Source organism: Micromonospora solifontis (genome assembly GCF_003725545.1).
Classification (GTDB): domain Bacteria; phylum Actinomycetota; class Actinomycetes; order Mycobacteriales; family Micromonosporaceae; genus Micromonospora; species Micromonospora solifontis.
Genome location: NZ_RJLN01000033.1, coordinates 38,554 through 59,916 on the forward strand (window position 1 = coordinate 38,554; position 21,363 = coordinate 59,916).

At 74.4% G+C, this 21,363-nt stretch carries 21 protein-coding genes and 1 pseudogene; 7 read left to right on the plus strand and 15 right to left on the minus strand.

Annotated features, from left to right (window positions below; all coding sequences use genetic code 11):
- Nucleotides 1–97: 97 nt before the first annotated feature.
- Both EFE23_RS13900 and EFE23_RS13905 read right to left on the minus strand, forming a co-directional pair.
- Nucleotides 98–2,386, minus strand: coding sequence for a putative bifunctional diguanylate cyclase/phosphodiesterase (locus EFE23_RS13900; protein ID WP_199737069.1), 2,289 nt, complete (start codon nucleotides 2,384–2,386; stop codon nucleotides 98–100).
- Between the two features lie 117 nt (nucleotides 2,387–2,503).
- On the minus strand, nucleotides 2,504–3,019 hold the full coding sequence (locus EFE23_RS13905; protein ID WP_123241342.1) for a helix-turn-helix domain-containing protein: 516 nt from the start codon (nucleotides 3,017–3,019) through the stop codon (nucleotides 2,504–2,506).
- Between the two features lie 84 nt (nucleotides 3,020–3,103).
- Here EFE23_RS13905 and EFE23_RS13910 point away from each other — a divergent pair, with 84 nt between their 5' ends.
- Complete coding sequence (locus EFE23_RS13910) at nucleotides 3,104–4,057, plus strand: S41 family peptidase (protein ID WP_123241343.1); 954 nt, start codon at nucleotides 3,104–3,106, stop codon at nucleotides 4,055–4,057.
- 45 nt (nucleotides 4,058–4,102) lie between these two features.
- On the opposite strand, the gene EFE23_RS29545 is transcribed toward EFE23_RS13910, so the two are convergent.
- Genes EFE23_RS29545 through EFE23_RS13925 form a run of 4 tightly spaced genes read right to left on the minus strand, consistent with a single transcriptional unit; the run spans nucleotide 4,103 to nucleotide 8,460 of the window.
- Complete coding sequence (locus tag EFE23_RS29545) at nucleotides 4,103–4,444, minus strand: hypothetical protein (RefSeq protein WP_369410325.1); 342 nt, start codon at nucleotides 4,442–4,444, stop codon at nucleotides 4,103–4,105.
- A 28-nt stretch (nucleotides 4,445–4,472) separates the two neighbouring features.
- Nucleotides 4,473–5,942 (minus strand): hypothetical protein, encoded by a 1,470-nt coding sequence (locus tag EFE23_RS13915; RefSeq protein WP_123241344.1) that lies wholly within the window; start codon nucleotides 5,940–5,942, stop codon nucleotides 4,473–4,475.
- Complete coding sequence (locus EFE23_RS13920; RefSeq protein WP_123241345.1) at nucleotides 5,939–7,018, minus strand: hypothetical protein; 1,080 nt, start codon at nucleotides 7,016–7,018, stop codon at nucleotides 5,939–5,941. The genes EFE23_RS13915 and EFE23_RS13920 overlap by 4 nt, the downstream gene beginning before the upstream one ends.
- Before the next feature lie 47 nt (nucleotides 7,019–7,065).
- Nucleotides 7,066–8,460, minus strand: a complete 1,395-nt coding sequence (locus EFE23_RS13925) for an MFS transporter (protein WP_123241346.1) — start codon at nucleotides 8,458–8,460, stop codon at nucleotides 7,066–7,068.
- 411 nt (nucleotides 8,461–8,871) lie between these two features.
- Here EFE23_RS13925 and EFE23_RS13930 point away from each other — a divergent pair, with 411 nt between their 5' ends.
- Complete coding sequence (locus EFE23_RS13930) at nucleotides 8,872–9,198, plus strand: YciI family protein (protein ID WP_123241347.1); 327 nt, start codon at nucleotides 8,872–8,874, stop codon at nucleotides 9,196–9,198.
- A 4-nt stretch (nucleotides 9,199–9,202) separates the two neighbouring features.
- Nucleotides 9,203–10,411, plus strand: coding sequence for an RNA polymerase sigma factor (locus EFE23_RS13935; protein WP_123241348.1), 1,209 nt, complete (start codon nucleotides 9,203–9,205; stop codon nucleotides 10,409–10,411).
- Nucleotides 10,412–10,534: 123 nt separating this feature from the next.
- On the opposite strand, the gene EFE23_RS13940 is transcribed toward EFE23_RS13935, so the two are convergent.
- The 6 genes from EFE23_RS13940 to EFE23_RS13965 all read right to left on the minus strand — a co-directional run bounded on the left by EFE23_RS13940 (nucleotide 10,535) and on the right by EFE23_RS13965 (nucleotide 16,332).
- Nucleotides 10,535–11,386 carry an SRPBCC family protein gene (locus EFE23_RS13940; protein ID WP_123241349.1) on the minus strand — a complete coding sequence of 284 codons (852 nt, stop codon included), beginning with the start codon at nucleotides 11,384–11,386 and terminating at the stop codon, nucleotides 10,535–10,537.
- Entirely contained in the window at nucleotides 11,379–11,939 is a 561-nt protein-coding gene (locus EFE23_RS13945) for a winged helix-turn-helix domain-containing protein (protein WP_123241350.1), read from the minus strand. Before EFE23_RS13945 ends, EFE23_RS13940 begins: the two co-directional genes overlap by 8 nt.
- Nucleotides 11,940–12,021: 82 nt before the next feature.
- The gene (locus tag EFE23_RS13950) at nucleotides 12,022–12,963 is read right to left on the minus strand and encodes a hypothetical protein (protein WP_123241351.1); all 942 of its coding nucleotides are present in this window, start codon (nucleotides 12,961–12,963) and stop codon (nucleotides 12,022–12,024) included.
- Complete coding sequence (locus EFE23_RS13955; protein ID WP_233600976.1) at nucleotides 12,960–13,481, minus strand: SigE family RNA polymerase sigma factor; 522 nt, start codon at nucleotides 13,479–13,481, stop codon at nucleotides 12,960–12,962. Before EFE23_RS13955 ends, EFE23_RS13950 begins: the two co-directional genes overlap by 4 nt.
- Before the next feature lie 125 nt (nucleotides 13,482–13,606).
- On the minus strand, nucleotides 13,607–14,950 hold the full coding sequence (locus EFE23_RS13960) for a class I SAM-dependent methyltransferase (protein WP_123241352.1): 1,344 nt from the start codon (nucleotides 14,948–14,950) through the stop codon (nucleotides 13,607–13,609).
- Nucleotides 14,947–16,332 (minus strand): FAD-binding oxidoreductase, encoded by a 1,386-nt coding sequence (locus EFE23_RS13965; RefSeq protein WP_123241353.1) that lies wholly within the window; start codon nucleotides 16,330–16,332, stop codon nucleotides 14,947–14,949. Before EFE23_RS13965 ends, EFE23_RS13960 begins: the two co-directional genes overlap by 4 nt.
- 93 nt (nucleotides 16,333–16,425) lie before the next feature.
- Here EFE23_RS13965 and EFE23_RS13970 point away from each other — a divergent pair, with 93 nt between their 5' ends.
- From EFE23_RS13970 to EFE23_RS13980, 3 genes are read left to right on the plus strand one after another with little or no spacing between them, the layout of a single operon-like run.
- A complete protein-coding gene (locus EFE23_RS13970) occupies nucleotides 16,426–16,896 on the plus strand; it encodes an aminoacyl-tRNA deacylase (RefSeq protein WP_199737070.1) in 471 nt (156 codons plus the stop codon).
- A gap of 40 nt (nucleotides 16,897–16,936) precedes the next feature.
- A complete protein-coding gene (locus tag EFE23_RS13975; protein ID WP_123241354.1) occupies nucleotides 16,937–17,221 on the plus strand; it encodes a DUF427 domain-containing protein in 285 nt (94 codons plus the stop codon).
- 57 nt (nucleotides 17,222–17,278) lie between these two features.
- Nucleotides 17,279–17,995, plus strand: a complete 717-nt coding sequence (locus EFE23_RS13980) for an RICIN domain-containing protein (protein WP_123241355.1) — start codon at nucleotides 17,279–17,281, stop codon at nucleotides 17,993–17,995.
- Nucleotides 17,996–17,999: 4 nt separating this feature from the next.
- Here the strand turns inward: EFE23_RS13980 and EFE23_RS13985 are convergent, their stop codons facing one another.
- On the minus strand, nucleotides 18,000–19,295 hold the full coding sequence (locus tag EFE23_RS13985) for an MFS transporter (protein ID WP_123241360.1): 1,296 nt from the start codon (nucleotides 19,293–19,295) through the stop codon (nucleotides 18,000–18,002).
- A gap of 52 nt (nucleotides 19,296–19,347) precedes the next feature.
- Between EFE23_RS13985 and EFE23_RS13990 the strand changes: the two genes are divergently transcribed.
- Nucleotides 19,348–20,358, plus strand: coding sequence for a GlxA family transcriptional regulator (locus tag EFE23_RS13990; RefSeq protein ID WP_123241356.1), 1,011 nt, complete (start codon nucleotides 19,348–19,350; stop codon nucleotides 20,356–20,358).
- Between the two features lie 157 nt (nucleotides 20,359–20,515).
- Here the strand turns inward: EFE23_RS13990 and EFE23_RS13995 are convergent, their stop codons facing one another.
- Complete coding sequence (locus EFE23_RS13995) at nucleotides 20,516–21,001, minus strand: hypothetical protein (RefSeq protein WP_204335125.1); 486 nt, start codon at nucleotides 20,999–21,001, stop codon at nucleotides 20,516–20,518.
- 169 nt (nucleotides 21,002–21,170) lie between these two features.
- Nucleotides 21,171–21,363: pseudogene (locus EFE23_RS14000) on the minus strand (hypothetical protein); the annotation flags it as partial.

The following is a 21,363-nucleotide window of genomic DNA, read 5'->3' on the forward strand; positions in this document are numbered from 1 at the left end:
TTTCGACCGTCTCATGATGGCCGTCGGCTCGCCGTCGAAGGCAGGGCCGAACCCCCTGTCCCGCTCGGGACCTTAGGCCCCCCTCACCCCGGGCCGGTCAGCGGGCGACGTCGATCGGGGTGAGCGTGGCGAGCAGGTCGGGCAGGGCGGTGGGGCGGCCGTACCGCCAGCCCTGGCCCTGCACGCACCCGATCGCGGCGACCGCCGCGTGCTGGGCGCCGGTCTCGACGCCCTCGGCCACCACCATCAGGTCGAACGCGCCGGCCAGCCGGTTGACCATTTCCACCGTGGCGTACGCCCGGCTGTCCTCGGCGTCCAGACGGGCCACGAAGGATCGGTCGATCTTCAGCTCGGTGGCCGGGATCCGGTGCAGGTAGCTCAGCGAGGAGTAGCCGGTGCCGAAGTCGTCGATGGCGATCCGGACGCCGAGTTCGCGCAGCTGGGCCAGCCGCTCCAGGACCGTCTCGCTCCCGTCGATCAGCGCGGACTCGGTGAGCTCGAGGGTGAGCGCGTCGGGTGGCAGGCCGGCCGCCTCGAGCGCCTCGGTGACCGTGGCGACCAGGTCGGGACGGCGCAGGTGGGCGGCGGCGATGTTCACCGCGACGGTCACCTCGGGGGCTCGCTGCCGCCAGGTCGCCGCGGCCCGGCACGCCTGCCCGAGCACCCACCGGTCGATCGCCAGGATCAGCCCGGTCTCCTCGGCCAGTGGCAGGAACCGCGCCGGGGGCAGCACTCCGAGCCGGGGATGCCGCCAGCGGACCAGGGCCTCGGCGCTCTTCACCGTGCCGGTTGCCAGGTCGACGATCGGCTGGAACTCGATGAGCAGCTGTCCCTCGTCGACCGCGCGGCGCAGGTCGGCGATCAGCTCCGCGCGGCTCACCGCCGACTCGCGCAACCTCGGCGTGCAGACCCGGTACGCGGACTTGCCGGCCGCCTTGGCCGCGTACATGGCGATGTCGGCGTCGCGGAGCAGGTCGGTGTGGGAGGTGTGCTGCGGGCCGTACTCGGCGATGCCGATGCTGGCCGACGGGTGGACGCCGAGGTCCTCCTCACCGGGCAGCGGTTCGAGGGCGGCGAGCAGCCGCTCGGCGAGCCGTTCGGGCGGCACCGGCGGGCCGACCAGCACGGCGAACTCGTCGCCGCCGAGCCGGGCGATCATCCCGTCGCCGCCGACCGTGTCGTGCATCCGTTCCGCGATGGTGGTCAGCAGTCGGTCCCCGGCGGCGTGCCCGAAGCGGTCGTTGACCTGTTTGAAGCCGTCCAGGTCGAGCAGCAGCACGGCGACCGGGCGGCCGTCGCGCAGGGCCCGACGCAGCCGCCGGGTGAAGGTCAGCCGGTTGGGCAGCCCGGTGAGCTGGTCGGAGTACGCGAGCCGGCGCAGCCGGGCGACCAGCCGCAGGTTCTCGTTGGCGGCCAGCCCCTGCCGCAGCGCGAGGACCCCGAGCAGGACCATCATGGCGACGAAGATCAGGTGCGGGGTCTGCCCGGTGGGCCGCCGGGCGAGCACCACCGCGACGATGGCGCCGCCGACCGGCAGGTACGGCAGGGCCACCCGCCACCACGGCGGCAGCGGCGGCTCGATCGTCTCCTCCTCACCGTCGCAGTCGGCCGGCGGCGGGTGCCCGGTGGCGGCGCCGATCAGCAGGTAGCTCAGCGGCCAGCAGACGTCGATCGGGTGGCCGGCGGCGTAGCTGTCGTGCGCGACGAGCGAGACGTAGACCGCGTCGGCGGCGGCCCGGATGGCGAGGCTGGCCCCGATGAGGGTGAGTGCCCGCCACATCGGCCGCGTCGGCCCGGAGACCGCGACCAGGATGGTGAGCTGCATCAGGTCGAACATCGGGTAGAGCAGCCCGAAGGTGCGCAGCGGGTCGGCGAGGTCGGCGGCGGCGATGTCGCGGAACACCACCACCCAGCCGATCGGGATCAGCGCCAGCGCGACGATCACCCCGTCGAGCACCGTACGGGCCTGCCCGACCACGCTGCGCGGGGCGGCCAGGGAGCAGAGCAGCGCGGCGGTGCCGGTGACGATGCCGGCGGTGAAGAGCCCGCCGACCAGCGGGGTGTGCGGCAGCGCGTCGCCGCCGAGCCGTTCGACCGTCCACACCGTGCGGCCGAGGGCGGCGAGCGTCATGGTGACGGCCAGCAGCACCCAGAACCGGCGCAGCGGCGCCGGGTGCCGGCGGGCCACCCCGGTGCAGGCCAGTGCCGCCCAACTGGCCACGGCCACCGCGCCGAGGTCGCTGACCAGGGCGGCCCTGGGCAGGCCGGCGAGCAGCCAGCCCGCTTCCCCGAGTACGACGAAGGCGGCCGCGACGAGCCCGACGCGGCCGGCGAGCGGGGAACGGACCCGCGCCGTCACGGCCGGGTCCACGTCCTGCTGGGGCACAACGAAATCGCTCCGGCTCTCTGGGCGCGCACCTCGACGATGAGGACCGGTTGCGGACGGCGAACGGCGCCAGCCTAGCCAGCCCGGGTTACCACCGCCAGGTCCGATCGGCGTACGTCACTCGGGCGGCGTCGCCGGGGCGCCCCGGCGGTAGAGGGCGACCAGGACGCCGTGGCGCGGCTGGCCGGGGCCGGCCTCGTCGGCGTCGGCGACCAGTTCCTCCAAGGTGGACCGGAGCCGGTGCGCCTGTTCGGGGGTGAGCCGCAGGTGGCGCAGGTGCAGCAGCGGGTCGGGGTCGGTGACCAGTTCCTCGGCGACCGCCCCCAGCAGCGCGGCGGTGGCCTCGGCGTCGCCCTCGCCGCCGGCCAGGCGGCGGAACGAGCGTTCGTGGTACTGCTCGGTGCCGCCGCGGACCTGGCGGGTGTGGGCGGGGCGGACCAGGCCGGCCTCGGTGAGCACCTTGAGGTGGTGGGCGACGGTGCCCTTGGCCGCGCCCAGCCCGGCGGCGAGCTGGCTGATGGTGGCGGGTCCCGCGCCGAGGGCGAAGAGCAGCCGGTGGCGGAACGGGTGGGCCAGCGCCTTGAAGTGGGCGGGGGTGCGGACGTGGAGGTCGCCGGGGAGCGGATCGGGCACGACGTAAAGCGTCTACTTCTCTTGACGCTTTGTCAATCGGCTGCTCTACTGGCCCGCACACCACTGTGGAAACGGGGCAGGAACATGCGACAGGACGAAATCACCGAGATCGTCGAGCGGTCCGCGAAGCTGGTCGCCGAGCACTACGTCTTTCCCGACGTGGCCGAGCGGATCGCCGCCCACCTGGGCGACCGCCTCCGCGCCGGGCGGTACGCCGACGTCGCCGACCCGGCGGCCCTGGGCGCGCTGGTCACCGAGGACCTTCAGTCGGCCAACCGGGACCTGCACCTGCGGCTCAAGCACCACGTCACCGCACTGCCCGAGCGCGACGAGGACCCGGACGAGGGCGCCTGGGCCGACCTGGCCGCCCGGCACATGGGCGGGGTGGCCCGGGTGGAACGGCTCGCCGGCAACGTCGGCCTGCTGGACCTGCGGCCGTTCCTCCTCCCGCCGCAGCTCGGCGGCGCGGCGGTGACGGCGGCGCTCGGGCTGCTCGCCGGCACCGACGCGCTCCTGCTCGACCTGCGCGGCAACCTGGGCGGCAGCCCCGACATGACGGCCCTGGTCTGCGGCTGGTTCTTCGCCGAGCCGGTGCACCTGCACACCATGTACAACCGGGCCGGCGCGGGCCGGCAGTACTGGAGCGCGGCGCACCTGCCCGTGCCCGGGTACCAGCCGGACAAGCCGGTGTACGTGCTGACCGGCCCGGACACCTTCTCCGGCGGCGAGGAGCTGGCGTACGACCTGCAGCAGCTGGGCCGGGCGACGGTGGTCGGTGAGCGGACCCGGGGCGGGGCGCACCCCCGGACCGGGTTCCGGGCCCACCCGCACCTGGAGCTGACCGTGCCGGTGGCCCGGCCGGTGCACGCGGCCACCGGCACCAACTGGGAGGGCACCGGGGTCGCCCCGGACGTCGAAACCCCGGCGGCGGGGGCGCGGGACACCGCGTACCGGATGGCCCTGGAGAGCCTGCTCGCGGCGGACCCGCAGCGCCCGACGGCGGACGAGGCCCGGGCGGCCCTGGCCGGCCTGGCGTGAGGCGGGAGCCCGGCCCGGCGGGAGCGCCGGGCCGGGCCGCCCGGCCTACTGGATGGTGACGTTGTCGACGTAGACGGCGGAGGTGCCGCTCGCGCCGCTGCCGGGGACGAACTGCACGCCGATCTCGCGCACGTCCCCGAGGTTGGCCACCCCGCTCAGATTGAGCGAGAGGTTCAGTCCGGAGGAGGTGACCGCGACGGTGCCGCCGTCGTACCACTGCCAGGACGAGCCGGTCTTGACGTAGAGCTTGGCCTGGCTGCTGGTGCCGAAGCTGCCCCACGGGGCGACCCGCGCGGTGGCCCGCAGGGTGGTCCGCCCGCTCAGGCTGGTGGTGGCGGTCTTCTTCAGGTACGCCGCGCCGCCACCGAGGTTGACGTCGGACTTCAGGGAGTAGCTGCCCTGCGCCGCCCACTCGTTACACCGCCTCGGCCGGCGGGCCGCCGTGCGTCCACGGGGTCTCCTCCGGCGCGGGGAAGTTCCCGGCCGGCAGGTACGCGTCCGACAGGGTGGTCAGGCAGAGCCGCTCCCCCACCTCCGGGACGCTGCCCGGCGGCGCGGTCAGCCCTCGCCCCATCCCGCCGGAAAGCTCCAGCACCACCTCGGTCTTGCCATCCGCCGCCGGGGTCACGAAGACCACCTTCGCCTTCTGCGCCGGCCGGGCGGGCGAGTAGAGCGTCGCCCCGACCGGCACCAGCACCGGCTCGGTGGTCACCACCTGAATACGAGGGCGCAGCACCGGCCGCTTGCCGCTGTCGTCCACCCGCTTCGGATCGGCCAGCGTCACGTCCCCGACGAACGCCTCCCCGGTCAGCCGGTGCTCGGCCATGACGAGCGGGTCGTCGTAGGCGCGCTGCACCGCGTAGGAGGCGAGGGCCCGTTCCAGCCGGTGCAGGCGCACCGCCGCCGCCACCGCCCCGTCCCGGCGCGGCTGCGGCCCGCCACCGGCATCCACGTGCTCGGCGTAGCCGGTGAACGCGTCCCGGTCACCGGCCCAGCGGCCGGCCACCCGCGCCCCGGGCGGCAGCGCGCGCAGCAACCCCAGGCCGCGCCACATCAGCTCCCAGGTGGGCTCCAGCTGGCCGCGCAGCAGCCGCTCCAGCTCCGCGTACGCCTCGGCGCGGGCCACCGGGTCGTCCTCGGCCTCGGCGTACGCGGCCATCGCCGGGGCGAGCCGGTGGTTGTCGAAGTCCGGGTCGGTGGCCGGGCCGGCCGGCGGGCAGGTCTGCGGGTCCTCGGCCCGGGCGGCCGCCTCCGCCCCGGTCGTCCCGGGTGGCGGGTCGAGCCAGCCGAGCAGGGCCGGCAGGTGCAGGTCCTCCACGGCGCTCTGCCCGGTCGCCCAGTGCAGGGTCAGCGCCTCGGTCAGCGCGACCAGGGCCGCCGAGCCGGGATGCTCGGCGCGCTCCGCGAAGAAGGTCAGCCACCGGCCGAGCAGCGGCACCGACGGGTGCACCGGATACTCCCCGTCGGGGCGCCGGAACCGGGTGGAGCGGCCGAGCAGCCGCAGGAAGGTGATCCCGGCCGGGTTGGGCACGATCAGCTGCGGGGCGTCCACGTACCGGTAGCGCACGTCCCTGCCCCGGTCGACCGGCACCGCCTCGCTGACCCCCCGGAACGACTCGAGGTGCGGCAGCACCGCCTCGGCCAGCTCGGCGGCGAACGCGAGCCGCTGCTCACGGTTGCGCGGCTGGGGCACGACCAGCAGCCGCGCCTCGTCGGGCGCCGCCCCGACCAGGGCCGCGAGGGGGGCGTTCGCCTCACCGGCCATGGCCAGGGGCACCAGCACCAGCGGGCGGTCGGACAGGTGCAGGTGCCGGACGGTGGCCACCGGCTGGGCCACCCCGGCGGCGACCGCCTGCGCCTTGGCCAGGGCGCGCAGCGTACTCACGACGGGTTTCCGGCGAGGGCGTCGGCGCGCAGGCGGGCGGCGGCGCGCAGCAGCGCCGCGGCCTCCCCCTGCTCCGGTTCCGGGGCGCGCTCCCCCGCGGCGAGAGCGAGCACCTCGTCGACGCCGTCGACGCCGCCGAGCGCCTCGCGCACCGGTCGGCCCAGGGCGGCGGTCTGGCCGCGCGCCTCGTGCCGGCAGAAGTACGCCAGCTCGCAGGCGGCCAGGCAGTCGGGCGCGTAGCGGGCCGCCACGGTGGACAGCGCCTCCCGCAGCGCGGCCGGGTCGGCGGCCGGATCGGCGGTGAAACCGGCCGGCACGGCGGCCAGCAGGTCGTCGATCCGGGCCATCCGGTCGAGCTGGCGGCGCAGCACCAGCAGCTGCCGACGCACGTCGAGCAGGCTGGCGACCGGCTGGTTGGTGAAGTCGCGCGGGCAGACCAGCACCACCTCGGGCGAGACCAGTTCCGGGTCACCGCCCGCCGTGCTCAGCAGCTCCCGCAGGGCCAGGACGTAGACGGCGGACTGGATCGCGGCGGCGGAGACCTTCGCCGGGTCGGCCTGGCCGTCGATCACCGGGAAGGACTTGATCTCCACGACGTGGAACCGGCCACCGAGCCGGGCGGCCACCAGGTCGGGTTCCAGGTGCACCCGCCGGCCCGCCACGTCCAGCCCGAGCAGCGGATGGTCGAACAGCGCCGCCCCCTGCCCGGGTGCGGTCAGCGCCGCCCGGGACCGCTCCGGCCGGTCCTCGTCGCCACCCAGATCCGTCCAGCTCGCCCCGGCCGGCACCGGTACGCCCAGCCGCTCCGCGACCAGCCGCAGCAGCTCCACCCCGCCGTCGGCCTTGACCTGCGCCTCGAACGCGTTGCCCCGGGTGATGGCGAAGCGGGACTGGCCGAACCGGGCCGGAAAGCCGATCCGCTCGGCCAGCTTCGGCTTGTCCACCCCGGCGCTGTCCAGCACGGCCCGGCGGGTGCAGCCGGGGTTGCCGGTCAGCGCGGCGATGGTCCGGGCGTTGTGCCGCCGGGGCGGCACGCCACCCCGGATCTCGGCCAGGCGCTGCGCGGTGTCCGTCATGATCCGCCAGGATAGGCGGTACCCGGCGATCCGGCCCGTGTCGGCGCTCAGCCGACGGCAACCGGTTCGGGTTCGGGGCGCACCGCGGCGCGGCGGACCAGCACGGCGACGGCCACCGCGGCGACCAGCGCCAGCCCGGCCATCGACCACAGCACCGTACGCAGGCCGCCGGTGAACCCGGGATCGGCGAGCCGGCCGGCGGTGGTGCTGGCCAGCACGGCCCCGACCACCGCGATGGCGACCGTCTCGCTGGTCAGCCGGGCCGTGTTGATCATCCCGGCCCCGGTGGCCGCGCGGGACGGCGCGACGCTGCCGATCGCGATGGCGTCCAGGAGGCCGATGGACAGTCCCACCCCGCACCCGATGGTGAGCAGTGGACCGGCCAGGGTGGCCGTGTTCGCGTGCGGCCCGAGCCCGGTCGCCCAGGCCGCGCCGGCCGCGACCAGCAGCACCGAGACGACGGTGACCGCGGTGGCCGGGACCAGCCGGGTCAGCGCGCCGCTGAGCAGCGGCAGCACCAGGGTCGGGGCGGTGAGCAGGATCAGCGTGGCGCCGGCCGCGCCGGGGCTGAGCCCGACCACGGTGGTCAGGTACGCCGGGAGATAGACCAGCAGCGGCACCAGCACCGCGACGATGGTCGCCGCCGCCAGGCAGATGCCGAGGAACCGGGGGCTCGCCAGCAGGTTCAGGTCGAACATCGGGTCGGCGCGGCGACGCTCCACCCGGACGAAGGCGGCCAGCAGCGCGGCGGCGGCGACGAACGCGGCGAGGATGACCGGGGCGCTCCACCCGTACGCGGGGCCCTGCACGAAACCGAAGATGAGCAGCAGCAGCGCGGCGGTGAAGGAGACGGTGCCGGGCCAGTCGACGCGCCCGGGATGCGGCTGGCGGGACTCCGGCAGCAGCGGCACGAGGGCGAGCACCGCGCAGGTGGCCAGCGCCGGGGCGGCGAAGACGGCCCGCCAGCCGAAGCCCTCGATGAGCAGGCCGGCGACCGAGGGGCCGAAGGCCAGGCCGACGCCGATCGCCGTACCGAAGAGACTGAAGGCGCGGGCCCGCGCGCGGCCCTGGAAGGCCCCGGCGAGCAGGGCGGAGGCGCTGGTCGCCGCGGCCGCCGCGCCGATCCCGGCGAGCGCCCGGGCCAGGTCGAGCAGCAGCACGTTGTCGGCGAGCGCGGCGAGCAGGCCGCCGACGGCGAAGACGGCGACGCCGACGGCGTAGACCCGACGCCTGCCGAGCAGGTCGGCGAGGGCGCCGGTGGCGAGCATGAAGCTGGCGAAGGTGGCGTTGTAGGCGTTCACCACCCACTGCACGCCGGCCAGGTCGGCGTGCAGATCCCGGCCGATGTCCGGCAGCGCGACGGACGCGCCGGTCAGCGAGACCGGTAACGCGATGGTGGAGAGCAGGACGGCCGCCAGCACGACGGCCGGGTGATTGCGCAACGATTCTCCCCGTTAGGACGGCGTCCCGAGCCTAGTTGGCGCAGGTCGGGACGGATCCGGTGGCGGGTCGAAGATCACATGCCGGTCAGCGGCCGGCGGAGCGGTTCCAGGGTGAGCGGGGGGATTGGGCGCCCGCCGCCGGCCGGGTGCGGCGGCGGTGCCGGCGGCCGGGCGTGCAGGGCGGACGGGAGACGGTGTGCACCGGTGCGGACGGCGGCGGGACCGGCTGGCGGCCGATCAGCCAGCAGAGGAACCGGGCCATGCTCAGCCGACCGGGAAGATGAGGAACATCGCCCGGCAGTACCCCGGCCGGGCCCGCCGCACACCCACGAATTTTTCCGCCGGCTGCTGTCCGGATGCGCCAGCCCCGTTCGTCACGCTGGATGGAAGCACGACCGAGGGAGAGAACCGATGAAGTACATGATGTTCGTCTGCACCGACACCGAGCCGGACCGCAACCCCGATGCCGCGCCCGACATCGAGCAGTGGGTGGCCGAGCGGGACGCCAACGGCCAGCGGGTGACGGGCAGCGTCTTCGCGCCGCCGTCGGCGGCCACCACGGTCCGGATCCGCGACGGCGAGCTGCTGCTCAGCGACGGCCCGTTCGCCGAGACCAAGGAGGTGATCGTGGGCTTCGACCTGCTCGAGTGCGCCGACCTGGACGAGGCGATCGAGGTGGCCCGCGCCCACCCGATGGCGTACGGGGGGCGGATCGAGCTGCGCCCCCTGGTGGACTGACCCGGTGACCGATGCGGCCGGGGCGGTCGCCGACGCGGGTGCCGAGGCGTACCCGCGGATCGTGGCCGCCCTGATCCGCGTGACCGGGGACTGGACGCTCGCCGAGGACTGCGCCCAGGAGGCCCTCGCGGCGGCGTTGGAGCGCTGGCCCCGGGACGGCGTGCCGGGGAATCCGGGCGGCTGGTTGATGACCGTCGCGCGCAACCGGGCGCTGGACGTGCTGCGCCGGGCCGCCGTGGAGCGCCGCAAGCTGCGCGAACTGGCCCTGCTGACCGACCCGGAACAGCCCCGGCCGACGGGAGGGGACGTGGTGGACGACCGGTTGCGGCTCATCTTCACCTGCTGCCATCCGGCGCTGGCCCTGGAGGCCCGGGTCGCGCTGACCCTGCGCACCGTGGCCGGCGTGCCCGCCGCCGACATCGCCCGCGCCTTCCTGGTCACCGAGTCGACGATGACCCGCCGGCTCACCCGGGCCAAGACGAGGATCGCCGCCGCCGGCGTCCCCTACCGGGTGCCGACCGGGCCCGCGCTGGTCGAGCGGCTGCCGGGCGTCCTGGCCGTGCTCTACCTGCTCTTCACCCGGGGGTACGAGGCCGACGGCGAACCCGCCTTCGCCACCGAGGCGGTCCGGCTGGCCCGGCTGCTGCACACGCTCATGCCCGAGCAGCCGGAGGTGGCCGGGCTGCTCGCCCTGTTCCTGCTGCACCACTCCCGCCGGGCCGCCCGCCGGGACGCTGACGGCAACCTGCTCACCCTGGAGCAGCAGGACCGCTCCCGGTGGGACCGGCGGGCCGTCGCCGAGGGCGTCGCCCTGCTTGAGGGCGCGGGCGACGGCCCGTACGCCCTCCAGGCCCGGATCGCCGCCTGCCACGCCACCGCCCCGACCGCCGCGGACACCGACTGGCCGACCATCGCCCGCTGCTACGACCAGCTGGCCCGGCTGCGTCCCACCCCGGTGGTCCGGCTCAACCGGGCGGTGGCCCACGGCTACGCGTACGGCCCGCGCAGCGGGCTGGACCTGCTCGCCGAGGCCCGCGCCGGCGGCGCCCTGGACGGCTACCCGCCGGCGCTGGCCGCGGAGGCCGAGCTGACCGTCCGCCTCGGCGACCCGGTACGCGGCGCCGCCCTGTTCCGGGCGGCCGCCGAGGCGGTCCGCTCCGAGCCGGAGCGCCGCGCCCTCCTGCGCCGGGCCGCCGAGCTGTCCGGTGCGTAGGTCGGAGGTCCGCCCGGTTCGGGCGGCCGACTGCCGGAGAGCGACATGTCTAAGCGACGTAATCATGTCTCTGAGACATGTCGCTCGAACCCACAGGGCCGGCTCGGCCACGGCGAGGCCGGCTCAGGCGCCGGTCGGCAGCTCCTCGGCGAGCCAGATCGGCTGCCAGTCGGCCATCTCGTGGAAGCGGCGCAGCTCGAACAGCCCGGCGACGTTGCCGCACCACGCCGCGTACGGAGGGTTGCCCTCGTCGAAGCCGCTCTGCACCATGGTCAACCTCGTCTTCCCGGCGGACTCGGCCAGCTCCCAGGTGCTGACTCCGACGGGTCCCCAGTCGACGGAGAGCTTCCGGCCGGGCTCCAGGTCGACCACCTTGGCCGCGTACCCGCTCTCGAAGCCACCCATGGCGTACCGGCCGCCGACCCAGGGCTCGATCCCGATCGGGTAGCCGAACCAGGCGCTGGCCTGCTCCGAGTCGGTCAGCGAGGCCCAGACCCGGTCCATTGGGGCGTCGATGGTCAGCTCGGCGCGCAGGTCGGCCGAGGTGAAGTCGGTGCGGGGCAGCAGCGGCCTGCCCTCCAGGCGGTTGGCGAGGTTGGCGGTCGACAGGGCCCAGAAGGTCTGCAGCACGCCGCGGATGGTGCTGCCGCTCATCGCCTCGGCGAAGTCGAAGTGGCTCTGCCGGAGGGTGAGCAGGGTGTTCTCCCCGTCGGGCGCCAGTTCGAACTCGGTGGTGGTCTCCACGCCGTCGAGCGTCCAGGCGAAGCGCAGCGAGCGCTCGTCGGCGTGCAGCAGCCGCTGGTGCGGCGCGTCCCCCTCGGGGGTGTAGCGACCCCAGAACTCGTACCGGTGCGGCAGCTCGACCTCGGCGTGCTCGGCGAGCCAGACGCGCAGCTCGGCGGGGTCGGTCAGGGCGTGACGCACGGCGTCGACGGGGGCGGCGAGACGGACGCGGACGGTCAGCGGTTCACTCACGGTCGTCACCTTTCGGATAGCACGCCACAGCGAGCTTGAAGGCATCCCCCTCGGCGCCCCCGTAGCGCGTGAACAGGTCCTGCAGCGTCGTCTGCAGGTCGTGCAGGAACTCCTGCCGGCGCTCGGCCGGCACTCTGATCTCGCCGGACACCCCGATCGAGGGCAGCTCCGGCGCGGTGCGGTCCAGCGCGGCGATGTCGGCCTGGACCTCCTCCATGAGGTCGAGCAGGTAGCCCAGGCTCAGCTCGTCGCGGGCCCGGCGGGCACCTCCGATCCGTCCCACCAGCCTCGGCGAGAGCCAGTACGACCGGGCGACGGCCTGGTAGATGCCCTCGCTGATGCCGCGCACCTTGCGGGTCGAGACCTGCTCGACCAGGCGGGCCGCGACCAGCTGCTTGACGTGGTAGTAGACGCGCTGGGGCGTCTGGTCCAGCCGGGCGGCGACCTCGGTGCAGGTGCGGGGCTCGGCGAGCTGCCGCAGCACCTCGATGCGCTGCGGCTTGAGCAGGGCCTCGGCCTGCTCGCGCTCTTCCAGGTACACGACGTCTCTCATGGCAAAAATCATCTTGTACGTAAAAAACTTATTTGTCAACAGGGTCGAGGAAAGGCCGCGCGGTCGGCGCGGCCTTTCCCGCCTACTTGCCGATGACGATGGCGTTCGCCGGCGCCTCGACCTGCACCGGCAGGCCGTAGTCGGAGAGTTCCACCAGCACGTGCAGGTGATAGGTGAATTCCGGGCCCCTGGCGTTCCATCGCGCCGCACGGTCGTACGCCACCGTCTTGATCCGGCCGTCCGCATCGACCGTCACGTCACCGACCAGCCTGTCGGCAGCAACTCCTCGGGACGAATCCTGCACGGTGACCTCGAAGTGGTAGCCGCCGCCGGGGTTCTGGGTCACCTGGGCGCCGGCCTGCCGCAACATCCGGAACAGCTGCTGCGGATCCGTCGAGGTGCCCAGCCTGCCACCCAGCGCGTCATCGAAGTCCAAGCTCGTCTGCCTTCCCTCCGGATCCCGGGACCACACGACCCTTCCGCTGTCGGGGTCGGCGCCGTCCAGGCCGCCGTGGTACAGGACGCCCTCGACCAGGCGTTCCTTCAGCCAACCGATCGACATGGGCGGACGCAGCCCGGTGTTCGGCGAGTCCAGGTAGCCGGTGGCCGTCGCCGGATCGAACGCGCCCGTTGTCACCCAGGTCCTGGCCACCGGCTCGGGCAGCTCGCCCCGCGGCGGAAGCTTGTCCTTGTTCGTGGTGGTGACCTTCACCCGGTAACTGATGTTCTCGCTGGCCGCCGCAGCGGCGGCCAGCCGCATCTGCGGCGACTCCGGGCTCGCCGCGGTCGCGGGCCGCTCGGCGACCGGCCCCGGCGAGCCGGCGGTGCCCCCCGCACCGACGGTCAGGGCCGCCGCCAGCGCCCCGGCCACCCCGGCCACCCCGGCCGCATACGCGGAGCGGTGCACCATCGTGCGTCGCTGGTGCCGGCGGGTGGCGTCGCCCAGCACGTCCCGGCGGAACGTCAGGCCGGCAGCCTCGTCCCGCATCCCGGCGATGAGTTGATCCTCCAGGTCCGTGGTCATCGTGCCGCTCCCTTCATGCCGGCGCCCTCCAGCGCCCAGTCCGCGGTGAGTTCACGTAGCCGGGTCAGCCCCCGGGAGGCGGTCGACTTGACGGTGCCGACCGAGCAGCCCAGCGTCTCGGCGGCTTCCGCCTCGCTGAGCTGCTCCCAGTAGCGCAGCACCAGCACGGCCCGCTGCCGGGGCGGCAGCAGGCCCAGCGCCTGAATCAACGCCTGCCGCAGGTGCAGTGCCTCCGTACCGTCCACCTGGCCCGGCGGCTCGATCGCGGTCAGCACCTCCGGCCGACGCCGGCGCACCCGCCACCGGTCAACCGCCAGGTGGTAGAGGGTGCGGCGCAGGTAGCCCTCCTTGTCGCCATGCACCCGGCCCCAGTTCCGCATCAGCCGCTCCAGCGCCGCCTGCACCAGGTCCTCCCCGGCCGACCGGCTACCGGTCAGCAGCACCGCCGTCGCGAGCAGCGCATCGCCGCGTTCCGCGACGAGGACGTCCAGCCCCTCGAAGCGCTTCCTCCGCCACACCGGCTCTCCTTTCGTCGCCACCAAGGACGACGGGCACCACCCGAAGGTTGACTGGACGATCGGAAAAATCCGAGCACGACGAAAGGCCGCGCGGATCGCGCGGCCTTTCGTCGTGGGTCAGCCGGTCAGGGCGTCCAGTCGGGGCGCAGCGGGTAACCGTTGACCCCCTGCGGCCCGTTGTGCGTGGCGACCACCTGGTGCAACTGGATGCCGTTGCGCTCGAAGGCCAGCCGCGAGCCGGCCATGTAGAGGCCCCACACCCGGGCGGTGCCCTGGCCGACCTCGTTGACGCAGAAGTCCCAGTGCTCGACCAGGTTGCGGCACCAACCCGCGAGGGTCAGCGCGTAGTGCTGGCGCAGGTTCTCCTCGTGGTGCACCTCCAGCCCGGCGTCGTGGATCTCGCTGATCAGCCGGCCCGGCCCGGCCAGCTCACCGTCCGGGAAGACGTACCGGTCGATGAACGCGCCGGAGCGGTGCGGGGCGCGGTTGTCGGCCCGGGTGATGCAGTGGTTCATCAGCCGGCCGCCCGGCTTGAGCCGGCTGCGCAGCGCGCCGAAGTATGCCGGGTAGTTACGCACCCCGATGTGCTCGGTCAGGCCGATCGAGGAGATCGCGTCGAACTGCTCGCGCGGGGCGTCCCGGTAGTCCAGGTGCCGCACCTCGGCCAGCTCACCGAGGCCCTCCCGCTCGATGGCCGCCTGCGCCCACTCCGCCTGCGCCTTCGACAGGGTCACGCCGAGCGCCTTGACGCCGTACTCGCGCGCCGCGTGCCGGACCATGCCGCCCCAGCCGCAGCCGACGTCGAGCAGGCGCATTCCCGGCTTGAGCGCGAGCTTGCCGGCGACCAGGTCGTACTTGGCCCGCTGCGCCTCCTCCAGGGTGTCCTCCGGGCTGCGGAAGACCGCGCAGGTGTACGTCATGGACGGGCCGAGCACCTTCTCGTAGAAGGCGTTCGAGACGTCGTAGTGGTGGGAGATCGCGTTGCTGTCCCGGGCGCGCGAGTGGCGCAGCCCGTTCATCACCCGCTTCCAGCGCGGCGCGGACTCCTGCGGCGGAGGCGGTGGCGGCATCAGCCGCTCCCAGCCCAGCCCCCGCACCAGGGCAAGCGCCTCGGCCACCGGCGGCATCCGCAGCGGCATCTCGTCCTTGAGCACCCGCAACGCCTCGTACGGGTCACCCGGGTGCACGCCGTCCAGGCCCAGGTCGCCGCTGACGTACGCCCGGGCCATGCCGAGGTCGCCCGGAGCGGTGAGCAGGTACGACAGGCCCCGTTCGGAGCGGACGGACAGGGTGATGCCCGCGTCGGTGGGACCGACGGCGCTGCCGTCGTAGCCGGTGACGCGGACCGGCAGCGGGCCGGTGGTCACCGCGCGGACCACGTCCGCGACGGTCGGGCCCGTGCGCCGGCCTCCCGCCGGCGGGCTGGACGGGGCGTCAGCCGCCCCCTGTTCACGGTCGATCAGGCTCATTGCCGTGCTACCGCCTTTTCATAGAGTCCGGTGAGCCGGTGGTCCGGGTCGTAACGGTCCTTCACCGCCTGCCACGCCGGACCGCCGTAGAGCCGGTCGAACGAGGCGCGGTCGTAGTACGCGTCGGAGTAGAGGGACTTGTGCCCGCCCGCCTCCGACACCGCGCGCTCGATCTCCCGGTTGACGTCGCCGTCGGCGGCGCCCTCGGCGATCGGCACGCTTCCCCAGAAACCGATGTTCACATAGGTTTCGCCCGGTTGGAGGGGATACAGCGGCCAGGTCCTGGCCGATCCGGGGCCGGCCGGCTCGCGCAGCCGCAGCGGGCAGAGCCAGACCGGGGTCATCCCCACGTTCTTCGCGAACCAGCGCAGGAAGTCGGCGGTGCCGTCGAGCGGGATCTCCACGTCCTGCACCACCCGCTCCCGGGCCGGCCGGCCACGCCAGCGGTCGATCCGCGCGGCCACCTGGTGCCGGTGCTCCAGCCGGACCAGTCGGTGGTAGAAGTCGCTGCGCCGGTAGCGCTGCGGCCAGAGCCGGCGGACCACCGGGTGCTGCACGCCGAACGCCGCCGAGCACCAGAACCAGTCGGTGTCCCAGCGCCACAGGTAGTCGTACCCGGTGAGCACGTCCCGGGTGCGCCGGCGCAGCGACCGGTAGTAGATGTCCTGGCCGGTGTAGTCGCTGGGGTGGCCGGCGGCGTCGTCGGTGAACGTGCCCAGCACCAGGTACGCCTCGCCGGGGCTGAACATCACCCCGTCCATCGCGTCGACCGGGTCGCCCTCCCAGGAGCCCTTGGTGATCACCTCACCGATCGCGTCGGTCAACTCCTCCAGCCGGGTGAACCGGATGTTGCGCAGCGCCACGTACCGGCGGATCGGCTGCAGCTCGATGCGCAGCCGGGTGGCGTAGCCGAGGCTGCCGAGCGAGTTGGGGAAGGCCCGGAACAGCTCGGCGTGCTCCCCCTCCGGCCGGGCGGTGATGAGGTCGCCGGCCCCGGTGAGCAGGTCCATCTCCAGCACCGACTCGTGCGGCAGGCCGTTGCGGAACGAGGTGGACTCGATGCCCAGCCCGGTCACCGCGCCGCCCAGGGTGATGGTGCGCAGTTGCGGCACCACCAGCGGCATCAGCCCGTGCGGCAGGGTCGCGTCGACCAGGTCCTCGTACGTGCACATGCCCTGCACGTCGGCGGTGCGGGCGTCGGCATCGACGGCGAGCACCCCGGTGAGGCCGCTGACGTCCAGCCCCGGCGTGCGGGGCGCGGATCGGGGGCGGAACAGGTTGGAGGTCTGCTTGGCCAGCCGTACGGGCTCCCCGGCGGGCACCGCGGCGTAGGAACGTCGCAGCGTGTCCACCGCCCGTTCATGATCACGGACAGCGTGCATGAGATCACCTTACGCCTGGGTACGACAATTGGCGGGTCGACCACAGTGGCGGTTTCGCGTCCGGCTTCCGACGGCCGCGTTACGGTGGCCGTCATGTCCTCCCCCGCGCTCGCCGCCCTCGACGCCGCCGGACTGCCGTACCGGGTCATCCGGCACGGTCCGGTCCGCAGCCTCGCCGAGGCGGCGCAGGCGCGCGGCGTCGAGGTGCCGGACGTGGTCAAGACCATCGTGGTCCGGCGCGGCGAGGACGACCACCTGTTCGTGCTCACCCCCGGCGATCGGGTGATCTCCTGGCCCAAGCTGCGCGCGCTGCTCGGGGTGAGCCGGATGTCCATGCCGGACGCGGCGGCGGCGAAGGCGGCCACCGGCTACGAGCGGGGCACCATCACCCCGTTCGGCTCGACCACCGCCTGGCCGGTCGTCGCCGACGAGCGGCTGCGCGGCCGCGAGATCACCCTCGGCGCCGGCGAACACGGGGTGGCCGTGGCGGTCGACGCGGACACCGCCATCGCCACTCTGGACGCGACCGTGGCCGACGTCACCGATCCGGAGCCGAACCGCTGACCGGTGGCCGTCGGCGCCGGACCGGCATAGCGTGGCAGGCATGCCGAAAGCCGTCTGGAACGACCTGGTCATCGCGGAGAGTGACGACACCGTGGTGGTCGAGGGCAACCACTACTTCCCCCGTACGGCGCTGCGCGACGACGTGATCCGCGACTCCGCCACCCACACCGTCTGCCCATGGAAGGGCACCGCCTCCTACTACACCCTGGACCACGCGGGCCGGACCAGCGAGGACGCCGTCTGGTACTACCCGGACCCGAAGCCGGACGCGGAGATGGTGCGCGACCGGGTGGCCTTCTGGAAGGACGTCAAGGTCGTCGACTGAGTCACGCTCCGTCGAGGCGACTGGTCATCGACGGACGCGGTGGTTCAGGATGCCCCCATGGCCGACCCGCACACCGACCCGCCCGGCACCGTCTACGGCGCCCGCCGCCCGGGCCGCGCCCGCCTGCCGCAGGACCCGCTGATGCGCGTCGCCCTGGGCGTGGCGGCCGCCGGCGTACTCGTGGGGCTCTTCTTCGCCACCGGCGTGCTCGGCGCCGGTGGCGGGCGTCCGGTGGTGCCGGCGGCGGCCGCCAGCGGGTCGGGCGCGGCCCCGACCGGCACGACGGCGCCGACGACGCAGGCCGCGCCGACCACGACCGCGCCGTCACCCACCGCCGCGCCGACCACACCGGCGGCGCCGGCGGCCGGGCCGAAGGTGGTCCGCTCGGCGCCCTCCGGGCTCTGCCTCGGGCTGGAGAGCGACCAGCAGCAGGCCAAGGCGCAACTCGCCCCCTGCACTGGGGGGCCGGAGCAGCAGTGGACGGCCAGCCAACTCGCCCCGGACGCGGTGGCGCTCACCGTGGTCGCGTACGGGCAGTGCCTGGACGTCGAGGGCGGCAGCACCGACGACGGCGCCAAGCTCCAGCAGTTCCCCTGCCACGGGCAGGGCAACCAGCAGTGGCGGTTGCAGCCCGCCGGCCCGGGCGCGGTGCTGCTGGTCGCGGTGCACAGCGGCAAGTGCGCGCAGCCCGAGGGCGCCGGCACCCAGCCCGGCACCAAGATCGTGCAGGCCCCCTGCACCGGCGCGCCCGAGCAGCAGTGGACCGCCGGCTGACCGCCTAGCCCCGGTAGCTCCAGGCCCGGCGGCCGGCGGCGACGGGCAGCACGAACGACGGCTCGTCGGCCCGGCGGCGCAGCAGCAGCGAGAGTCCGGCCGCCCCGATCGACAGCGCGCCGGCCACGTACCAGGCCACAGCGTAGTCGCCGAGCCGGTCGCGGACCAGGCCGGCGCCGGTCGCGGCGAGGGCCGCGCCGACCTGGTGGGCGGCGAAGACCCAGCCGAAGACCACCGCGCCGGACGCGCCGAACCACTCCCGGCACAGCGCCACCGTCGGCGGCACGGTCGCCACCCAGTCCAGGCCGTAGAAGATGATGAAGACCAGCATGCTCGGCCGGGCGGAACCGGCGAAGAGGGCCGGCAGCACCAGCAGCGAGGCGCCGCGCAGCGCGTAGTAGGCGCCGAGCAGCAGCCGGCTGTCCACCCGGTCGGTGAGCCAGCCGGAGGCGACCGTACCGACGATGTCGAAGAGGCCGACCAGGGCGAGCAGGCCGGCGGCGGTCGTCTCCGGCATGCCGTGGTCGTGCGCGGCCGGCACGAAGTGGGTGCCGACCAGGCCGTTGGTGGTGGCGCCGCAGATCGCGAACCCGCCGGCGAGCAACCAGAACGGCCGGGTCCGCGCGGCGGCGGTGAGCGCGCCGACCGCCCGGGCCGCCGCCCCGCCGGCCGGCGGCGTCGGCGGCGTCACCTCCTCGGCGCCGTAGGCGGGCAGGCCGAGGTCGGCCGGGTGCTCCCGCAGCAGCCACACCACCAGGGGTACGACCGCCAGCGCGGCCCCGGCGACGACGAGCGCCGCCACCCGCCAGCCGTGGTCGCGGACCAGCACGGCGACCAGCGGGAGGAAGACCAGCTGCCCGGCGGCCCCACCGGCGGTGAGCACCCCGGTGACCAGGCCGCGACGGCGGACGAACCAGCGCCCGGTGACGGTCGCCACGAAGGCCAGCGCCATCGAGCCGGTGCCGAGGCCGACCAGCACGCCCCAGCAGAGGATCAGCTGCCAGCTCGCGGTCATCGCCACGGTCAGGCCGCTGCCGAGGGCCACCAGCACCAGCGCGGCGGCCACCACCCGGCGGATGCCGAAACGGTCCATCAGCGCGGCGGCGAAGGGTGCGGTGAGGCCGTAGAGCATGAGGTTGACCGAGACGGCGGCGGAGATGGTGGCGAGCGGCCAGCCGAACTCCGCGTGCAGCGGGTGCAGCAGCACCCCGGGGGTGGCGCGGAAGCCGGCCGCGCCGACCAGCGCGACGAAGGAGACGCCGGCCACGAGCCAGGCCGGATGCAGACGGTGTCGGGTCACGCTCCGAGTCTCGGCGGCGGCGGACCGTCCGACGAGTGGCCGGAAAGCCAGCATGCGCAATAATCGGGCCATGACGCTCGTCCCGCACCGGATCGCGGTGCTCGCCCTCGACGACGTGGTCGGCCTCGACCTCGGCACCCCGGCCCAGGTGTTCGGCTGCGCCCGCACCGACGACCTCACGCCCCTCTACACCGTCGAGACCTGCACCCCGGGCGGTCGCCCGGTACGCAGCACCGCCGGCTTCCAGGTGCTGCCCGACCACGGGCTGGAACTGCTGGACCAGGCCGACACCGTGATCGTCCCCGGGCTGCACGGCGGCCCGCCGATGACCGACGGGACGCTCGACCCGGAGGTGGTGGCGGCCCTGCGGGCGGCCCACGAGCGGGGCGTACGCATCATGTCGATCTGCACCGGCGCGTTCGTGCTGGCCGCCGCCGGCCTGCTCGACGGCCGCCCGGCCACCACCCACTGGGCGTACGCGGACCGGTTCCGCCGGCTGCACCCGGACGTCGAGCTGGACCCGGAGGTGCTCTTCCTGGACACCGGCGCGGTGCTCACCTCGGCCGGGGTGGCCGCCGGCATCGACCTCTGCCTGCACGTCATCCGCAGCGACCACGGCAGCGAGGTGGCCAACCGGGCCGCCCGCCGGTGCGTCGTGCCGCCGTGGCGGGACGGCGGCCAGGCCCAGTACATCGAGCGCCCGGTGCCCCGGGCCGCGGCAGCCGGCACCGCCGCCACCCGGGAGTGGGCCCGGCAGCGGCTGCACGAACCCGTCGCCCTGCGCGACCTGGCCGCGCACGCGCGGATGAGCGTACGGACGTTCACCCGGCACTTCCGCTCGGAGACCGGGCTCAGCCCGGCACAGTGGCTGATCCAGCAGCGCACCGAGCACGCCCGGCTGCTGCTGGAGACTACCGACCTCACCGTCGACCAGATCGCCCGGCACGCCGGGTTCGGCACCACCGCCGCCTTCCGGCAGCACTTCCACCAGCGCGTCGGCGTCGCCCCCACCGCGTACCGGCGGACGTTCCGCCGCACCCCGGAGGCGGCGGCAGCCCGCTGACGGACGACTCAGCGGCGGCTGCTCGTCGCCGGTGCGGCGAGTCCGGCTGGCGGTTGGTGGCTGCGCCTGCGCCTGACGGCGGGTGTGGCGGTCAGCTCGGGTGGCCCGACCGGGCCGGTGCGGTTCGGGGCGAGGTGCGGCTAAGCCGAGGTGCGGCTCAGGCGAGGTGCGGCTGCCGGCGCAGGGCGCGCAGCTGGGCCAGGTGCATCGGCAGGTGGACGCGGGCGTGCAGGTCCAGGGCTCGACCCCAGGGCAGCGATTCGTCCACGTCCAGGTCGAAGCCCTCCCGCAGCACGGTGTCGACCGGGGCCTCCGCCGCCGGGCCGAGCCGCTCGGCGAGGGTGCAGAGCTTCTGGCTGGTGGCCCGGAGCAGGGCGGCCAGCCCGTCCAGCCCACCGCACTCGGAGACCAGCGCGTCGAGCTGCGGCCGGTGGATCGTCTCCAGGTCGTAGTACGCGAACGGCGATCCGGCCAGCACCGCCTCGGTCGCCTCGCTCATCAGCTCGTCGTTGGCGGCCAGGTGCGCGACGATCTGCTCGGCGCTCAGCTCCCCGTCCTCGGGCGGGCCGAAGCCGCCCGCGTCCACTTCCGCCAGCACGGCCTCGTACGCCCGCCGCAGCTCCTCGGCGTCCACCTCGTCCATGCCCGAATCCAACTCCGGCCCCCGACGACCGCACCGCGACTACCCCGTCCGGTTCACCCGGACGGGGTCCCCACCTCTGTTGCGATCTCGGCAACTTGCGATTCGCAGGGGGCGAAACGCCGCTGGCCGGCACCCCGGTTCGGGGTGCCGGCCAGCGTGTTGCTCATGGTCAGCTGTTCCAGTGCTGGGCGACGATGTCGGCGGCCTGCTGCTCCCACTGCGCGTACGCGTCCGGGTAGGCCGACACCTGCACGGTCTGCGCGGCCTCGGTCAGCGGCATGTCCTGCCACCCGTCGACCTGCTTGAGACCCTTCTCGAACGCCAGGGTCGCGTACTCCGGGTCGGTGATCTGCTCCGGCGTA